Below are 6,974 nucleotides of genomic sequence, written 5' to 3'. Positions count from 1 at the left end.
CGGTATCATCGAGAGACATTCGTGAACAGGACAGGAAAAGAAACCGAGGTTTTCCTGCCCTATTGAAGGGGAACCGTTCACTACAGGGCATGTTTTTGAAAAACTGGCGATGTTTTCCGGCAGACGTATTGAATCCGCACAAAGATTGAAGTCGATGTGCGGATTCGCCGGATGCGGGAATCGCGAAATACGCTCAGCCGAGCAGTTTAACTGGCAATGATTTGCGTCTGGGGGTCATCAGAAATATTGACCCAGACATGCACATGGGGTGCGCCTCGATAATGCCAGACAAAAGCGGGGCCTTCGAGACGCCAGTTGTCCCAGACCTGATCGTCACCGATATCACCCGATTGATAGAAGGCGATACGACATTGATCCAGGCCTCCCTGCGTTTTGATGCATTTTTTAACTTCGCTCTGGTCCGAAGTACGAAATGGTTCAATTAACGAATTGAGAACTTTTTGCATCTCCTGCTTTTGATCTCCGGTCATGTCAGAAATCTGCAGACCTGCGATTTCTTTCGCAGATTTTTTGAACTGGATTTTTGTTTCGGCCGGCGCTTTGGGAATCAGAGCGACTTCACGCTGTTTTCCGTCCAGGATTTGGTAGACGTGATTGGCCTTTAATGCCTGTTCCCAGAAAATGTTTCCTGGATGGTTGGCTTTTTCATTAAAATCGTCTGCCGCGTGACCATAAAAAATCGGGCCGCCGAAGGCAAGGTGTTCAGCACTGTCTCCATCACAGCGTACGGTCGTGTGTCGTCCGGTCATGACAAATTGAAATTGATCCGTGCCAGGGGTTCCAAAAATGGCGATCGATTGATCTTCGCCATAACCGCCTTGATCATCCTGAAGCTGCTTGCGGATTTTCTGATGCCAGCTCGGGTCGAAGTGGCCAAAGAAAATCGATTCAATGAGCTCCTGCTGGTCTTTGCTAAAGAAATCACTGTTCACAATCGGCTCTGTAATGTTCCAGTTGGCCCGGATGTGCTGACGCAGCAGTCCATGTTTATCTTTGTGGTCCCAGTTGAAGCAGACTTTTGATTTTTGATCCGGAGTGAAGCTTTCATAAAGTTTTTTGACAAGCGGTTCCGGAGCCGAGGGGGAAGTCTTTTCAGGTTGCCCTGCTCTCAGCAGTTCGGTAGCACCGAGTAATGGTGTACCCGCTAAGGCGGCACCTACCGTTTGAACGAAATGGCGTCGCGAGATTGGCAGAGAGCTGGGAAGTGGGGAATGCAACGGAGAGCGAGAGTTAAATTCCATGAGAACACCAATCTTTGTAATGTATTATTGAGGGGTTGTAACATTTCAGCGGCAGCGGTAGTTCAGTTTATCAGTTCTTTCACTTGGTCGTCAAATAAAATCCACCTGGATTGGAATTACCTTGATTTTGTCAAAAGTGTTTCCTCGCCAGAAAATGATCTGAATTGGCACTGGTAACTAGGTCTTGGGCGTGGTAGTCTGGCTGATGTGGATTTGTGTGCAGTGTTTGCTGAAGAGGCCATTTGTGAAATCTGGTGGAAGCGGATACGGGCATAATTGAATGTTGATGAGTCTGGGTTTAGAATATTTGGTTCTCTTATCTACATTTCCATAACCCAGTTCTTTTAACAGTCTAGTCGGGCAAAACATAGCGTGCTGAATTATCATCATTCTTGGGAAGAGCGAAAACAGAAATCTTTCTGTTGGAAGCGAAATACAATGAGAAAACGATTTTCTTCGCTGCTTTTGATGGGGGGGATTGCATACTCCCTATCTGTTCCGGGGGCATTTTCTGTCGTGGCACAGGAAGCAACTCCTCCGGTAAAGGCCAGCCCTGGTGAAAATTCTCCTACTCAAAAAGCTCCCGTTGAAAGCACGGACAAAACGACTCCCGCCCCTCAACCATTGCCTGGACCAGAGAAATTATTGAATGGCGGAAATTTCTGGGATCACTGGAAATATTTCAGCGAAGAAGAGAAAGAAGAGAATCGAAACGTCACCTGGAAGGTCGTGAGTGGTGGCAAAGATCAACCGAGTATTCTGATTTGTTCCGGGAAACCTTACGGTTATATTCGAACACAAAAATCCTACGAGAATTTTCAATTCAGTATGGAATGGATGTATCCGAATGATCCCAATGCCAATAGTGGAATCCTGCTGTTTACGACCGAGCCCGAGAAAGTCTGGCCTAAGGCATTTCAGGTCCAGCTGCACCGGCCGGAAGTGGGCAATGTGTTTCCTACACCGGGAAGTGGCGCCAAGTCGGCGAATACGCTCTCGCCTGCCACCCCTTTGAATCTGCCGGTCGGGAAGTGGCATAAATGCGTATTAACCTGTCGGCAGGGAACCATTTCTGTCATGATCAATGGAGTCAAATTGGGAGAGGTCAACGGCTGCGACCCCAGTAAGGGTGCGATTGCACTTCAAAGTGAAGGATCTGAGATCCATTTTCGGAATCTGGTTGTGGAAATTCTGCCTCCCGAACCAGCGCCACAAAAGGAACCTGTTGCACAGCAGAAGGGCAACGATTCCTGAAGTTGTGATGCGACTGTCTTAGGAGTGAAAAGTCCTCTGTGAAGGACTTACTTTTTGGGTTGGCGCAAGACTAAGGTCGGGCAGGGTGAATGCCTGAGGACGCGTTCTGCGACAGACCCCAATGCCAGTCTGGTGAGGCCCGAATAACCGTGCGAAGGAATGACGATCAGGTCTGTTCCTTTCTCTTTTGCGAAATCCGCAATCTTGATGCCCGGGTCACCCACTAATGTCTCGAAGGTAACTCCTTCGATCTGATGTTTGGCAAATTCTTCTTTTGCATATTTTTGGACGTGTTCCGTTCGCTTCTCGTCTGTCAGTCCGCCGAATAATACGCCCGGAGAGACCAGATCCAGTGGAACCATCACATGCACCACGGTGACCAGAGCAGGGTCCTCTGAAATGAGAATCGCCTGTTTGATTGCTTCCAGAGAGCTTTCTGAAAAATCGACAGGAACGAGAATTTTTTTGCCTTGGAAATAGCCCATGATGCGGTGCTTTCATGAATGAGTGATGTCAAATTACAGCAGGCAGGTTTGATTGTATAAAGTTACGACTGCAGGGAACAATGGTAATCACATCGACGCTTCCACAACTGGTCTACTTGTCGAATTCCCCTGACTTGTATCGTTTCCAGTAGTCGTCCAGTTCTTTTTTGACCCGGTTCGAAAGCAGCAGGACACCCAGAATATTGGGGAACGCCATTCCTAGAATCATTAAATCGCCAAAGTCCAGGACATTCGTTGCCGAAACAATTGAGCCCAGCACAACAAAAATCAGAAACAGGATGCGATATGCCAGCGAAATCGTGCGGCTGTCACCAAACAGAAACGCCCAGCAGCGTTCGCCGTAATACGACCAGGAGATCATGGTCGAATAAGCGAATAAAATGACAGAGACCGAGAGTACATACTGAAAGCCGGGGATCTGCGAGTCCATGGCCTCTGAAGTGAGGGCGGCTCCATTGTTGCTTTTGATCAGATCTGCGTATTGAGGGTCATTGTAGGCGCCGGTAATGATCATCACTAGTGCGGTCATCGTGCAGATCACAATGGTATCGACAAAAGGCCCCAGCGAGGCCACGATCCCTTCCCGAACGGGAAATTTGGTTTTCGCAGCCGAATGCGCGATGGCCGCAGAGCCCACGCCGGCTTCGTTGGAAAAGGCGGCTCGTTTAAAACCGAGAATTAAGACGCCGATGATGCCTCCATACATGGCATCAGGAGCGAATGCACCGTCGATGATGGATTGAAAGGATTCCGGAATTTTCTGGATATTCAACACAATAATTGCCAGGCATGCCAGAATATAGATACCGCACATCAGGGGCACGATCTTTTCTGTCGTGCGGGCAATGCTGCGAATGCCACCGATGATGACGATGCCCACAAAAAATGCCATGATCAAACCATAGACCCAGCTGTAATCGTTAAGGAACGGAATCGTCTCAGCGACGGCGCCCAGAGATTGTTTGACCTGAAATGCATTACCGCCAGCCAGCGAACCGCCGATGCACAATATAGCGAACAGAACAGCCAATGCTTTGCCGAGACCAATCATAAAAGCGTTGGCAGGAAACAGTTCTTTTAAGCCCACGGAGAGGTAACACATCGGACCTCCCATGACGCGCCCGTCAGGGCTGATGCGGCGGTAAATTTGAGCCAGAGTACATTCTGCAAATTTGGATGTCATACCCAACAGCCCCGCCAGCATCATCCAGAACATCGCTCCCGGACCGCCGGTGGCGATGGCAATCGCAACCCCCGCGATATTTCCCAGCCCGACTGTCGCGGAAAGGGCAGCAGTCAAAGCCTGAAAGTGGGTGACTTCCCCTTCATCCTCCGGGTTATCATATTTTCCCATGACCAGCTTAATGGAATGCTTAAAAGCACGCAGATTAATAAAGTTCATGCGGAAGGTGAAATAGGTGGCACCGATGACCAGCCAGAGTACAGCCAGGGGAATTCCTTCTCCTTTTTGGAACTGTTGCGCTGTTAAAGGAACGGGATAAAAGAAAATTCCTCCCAACGTTTCGTTGAACTTTCCGAAGACGGCATCGATTTTCTGCTCGACAAGTGCAAAGCCTTCCGGCGCTGGTTTTTCTGCCGCGGCTTGTGCTGCTCCAGGAGTCTCCATGTGCGTTTCGGTCGATGAGCCAGGTGCCTGCGATGCTTCCAGGCTCAAATTACCGGGATAAAAAAGCAGAAATACCAGAGCCGCTGCCAGTCCGGAACGTAGTGTCGAGTTGAGGGGGCTGTTTCGCCGGTCGAAATTCATAAAATTGGATTCCCATTCGCAAGTAACAGTTGCCAGAGATAAAAAACCAAATCCGATTCCCGTCTTTACAATAGAAACCAAAGCGAAAAAAACCTGGTGTGTTACCGCTTTTCCTTGGAATTTGATTTGATTGGGTTGGTTTTCAGGGCAGAGTCGGGATTGATTACTGAATCCCATGGGAGCGCTACAGACTTCGCAGTTATCATAATCGTTGTATGAGACTATCAAATAACAGGTTACGTTCCAAGGTGTTTCTTGAAAAAGCCACGAAAAGTTCGCTGTTTTTGAAACTGAATCTCAATTGTTTCTTTTTGACAATTTTGGTTGTCAAAAATAGCAGATCTGCCTATGATGATTATATAGAGAGAATTGCAGATGTTGCAGCTCTGATATTTCAGGCTGTTGTTATCATAATCAACCAGTCCCTTTTAAACCATGTAGAAAACGATCCATGCGCGTTTCGATTGATGAAAATGATCGTAGTTTTTTGCTGGGGCTCAATCGTCTTAAGTCCGCAACGATTCACGAGATTTGCGAGCAGGAAGGGGTGACGGCCACTGCCGTGCGCCAGCGTCTGGTCCGTTTGCAGGGGTTGGATTTAATCGCACGAACCCAGGTCAAAGAAGGGCGTGGACGTCCGCATTACACGTATTCCGTGACCAGTCTGGGAATGCGGCTGCTGGGGGATAATTACGCTGAGCTGGCGAATATCTTATGGGAGGAACTCAAAGGCATTGATAACGAAGAACTGCGATGTCGGCTTGCCGCCCGAATTCAGACTGCTCTGGTGCAGCAATATGGTCGCAATGTGGATGCCCCCTCTCTGCATGGGCGGATGGAGCAGTTGAAGCAGGCCTTGGAAGAGCGCGGCTTTGTTGTGGAACTCGATCATTCCGGCCCACTGCCGATTTTGCGGGAGCATAATTGTCCCTACCATGACATTGCAAGTGGGGATTCGACCATCTGTGAGCTGGAGCAGAGAGTCTTTGAGCGGGTGTTGGGGACGAAAATGCATCTGGCAGAGTGCTGTCTGGATGGGCACCATTGTTGTGAGTTCGAAGCGCAGATAAGTTAAGTTGAATACCGTTACATTTAATTGATGATTTTGAATTCGTTCCGAATTCCAAATGACAGGATGAAATACGAAAAATGAGTTTGTTGAAAATTTCCGATCTACATGTATCAGTCAGTGGCACGCCGATCTTAAAAGGGGTCGACCTGGAAATTAAGCAGGGAGAGATCCATGCGTTAATGGGGCCCAATGGTTCCGGAAAAAGTACACTGGCGTACGCGATGGCCGGTCACCCGAGTTACGAGATCACAAAAGGGAAAATCGAGATCAACGGCACAGAGATCTCGGAGTTGGATCCCAATGAACGTGCCCGGTTAGGGCTCTTTCTTGCGTTTCAATATCCGGTTGTCATTCCCGGTGTCAAAGTGGCTGATTTTCTCAGACACGCAATGTCCAATGTCAGAAACCCGGATCGGAAAGAAGGGGAAAAGCTCATTCCCATGCGTGAGTTCCGCAAAGAACTGCGCGAACGGATGACTGAGCTGGGCATGGACCTCGAAATGGCACGTCGTTATTTGAATGACGGCTTTTCAGGCGGTGAAAAGAAACGGATGGAAATTCTCCAGCTCGCAATGTTAAAACCAAAATTTGCCGTCCTCGATGAAACAGACAGTGGATTGGACAGTGACGCAGTGAAAGTGGTCAGCGAAGGGCTCAGCCGTTTGTCTGGTCCGGAAATGGGTGTGTTAATCATTACCCACCACGAACGGTTGCTGGAATTCAATCAGCCTCAGTTTACGCATGTCATGCTGGCAGGCAGAATCGTTGAGACAGGCGATGCCAGTCTGGCTGCGGAACTTCATGAACACGGTTATTCCAGCATACGTGAACGCCATCCGGCAGCGGCTGCAGAAGAAGTTGTGGAAGCAGTATAGCCTTTACTTCGGGGACGAGTTGATTTCATCAGCAGTCTCAGTCAGACAAAACTGTCGGTTTTTTATCTATCACTTAAGAAAATTATTTATCAATTTAAAAAATGCATCCTGACAAGGGACGCGTTTTGAAATACACAGCGGGAGAAATTGAAATGGCGACCAAACTGGATACCAATTCTGAAAATGAAAATGCTGCTATTGGTGAGTACCAGTATGGATTTCACGATCCCACAGACA

The 6,974-nt window shown here is 48.5% G+C and carries 6 protein-coding genes; 3 read left to right on the top strand and 3 right to left on the bottom strand.

What is annotated here, in order from left to right:
• Window positions 1–206 precede the first annotated feature (206 nt).
• The gene (locus Q0294_RS07670) at window positions 207–1,262 is read right to left on the bottom strand and encodes a DUF3500 domain-containing protein (RefSeq protein WP_299462843.1); all 1,056 of its coding nucleotides are present in this window, start codon (window positions 1,260–1,262) and stop codon (window positions 207–209) included.
• 438 nt (window positions 1,263–1,700) lie between these two features.
• On the opposite strand from Q0294_RS07670, the gene Q0294_RS07665 reads away from it, so the two are divergent.
• Entirely contained in the window at window positions 1,701–2,516 is an 816-nt protein-coding gene (locus Q0294_RS07665) for a DUF1080 domain-containing protein (protein ID WP_299462840.1), read from the top strand.
• 47 nt (window positions 2,517–2,563) lie between these two features.
• Here Q0294_RS07665 and Q0294_RS07660 read toward each other — a convergent pair whose 3' ends face one another.
• Both Q0294_RS07660 and Q0294_RS07655 read right to left on the bottom strand, forming a co-directional pair.
• A complete protein-coding gene (locus Q0294_RS07660; RefSeq protein ID WP_299462837.1) occupies window positions 2,564–3,001 on the bottom strand; it encodes a universal stress protein in 438 nt (145 codons plus the stop codon).
• Between the two features lie 112 nt (window positions 3,002–3,113).
• Window positions 3,114–4,790, bottom strand: a complete 1,677-nt coding sequence (locus Q0294_RS07655) for an alanine/glycine:cation symporter family protein (RefSeq protein WP_299462834.1) — start codon at window positions 4,788–4,790, stop codon at window positions 3,114–3,116.
• A gap of 451 nt (window positions 4,791–5,241) precedes the next feature.
• Here Q0294_RS07655 and Q0294_RS07650 point away from each other — a divergent pair, with 451 nt between their 5' ends.
• Window positions 5,242–5,865 (top strand): transcriptional regulator, encoded by a 624-nt coding sequence (locus tag Q0294_RS07650; protein ID WP_299462831.1) that lies wholly within the window; start codon window positions 5,242–5,244, stop codon window positions 5,863–5,865.
• Window positions 5,866–5,939: 74 nt separating this feature from the next.
• The gene (gene sufC, locus Q0294_RS07645; protein WP_299462826.1) at window positions 5,940–6,737 is read left to right on the top strand and encodes a Fe-S cluster assembly ATPase SufC; all 798 of its coding nucleotides are present in this window, start codon (window positions 5,940–5,942) and stop codon (window positions 6,735–6,737) included.
• Window positions 6,738–6,974 lie beyond the last annotated feature (237 nt).

It is taken from the genome of uncultured Gimesia sp. (assembly GCF_937919775.1).
Lineage (GTDB): Bacteria > Planctomycetota > Planctomycetia > Planctomycetales > Planctomycetaceae > Gimesia.
Note: the sequence above shows the minus strand (reverse complement) of the source record. Positions and strands in the feature narration are given on the sequence as shown.

Excerpts from the sequence above, each read along its gene's own strand:
- Q0294_RS07670 (WP_299462843.1), bottom strand. The coding sequence starts at position 1,262 with ATGGAATTTAACTCTCGCTCTCCGTTGCATTCCCCACTTCCCAGCTCT.
- Q0294_RS07665 (WP_299462840.1), top strand. The coding sequence starts at position 1,701 with ATGAGAAAACGATTTTCTTCGCTGCTTTTGATGGGGGGGATTGCATAC.
- Q0294_RS07660 (WP_299462837.1), bottom strand. The coding sequence starts at position 3,001 with ATGGGCTATTTCCAAGGCAAAAAAATTCTCGTTCCTGTCGATTTTTCA.
- Q0294_RS07655 (WP_299462834.1), bottom strand. The coding sequence starts at position 4,790 with ATGAATTTCGACCGGCGAAACAGCCCCCTCAACTCGACACTACGTTCC.
- Q0294_RS07650 (WP_299462831.1), top strand. The coding sequence starts at position 5,242 with ATGCGCGTTTCGATTGATGAAAATGATCGTAGTTTTTTGCTGGGGCTC.
- sufC (WP_299462826.1), top strand. The coding sequence starts at position 5,940 with ATGAGTTTGTTGAAAATTTCCGATCTACATGTATCAGTCAGTGGCACG.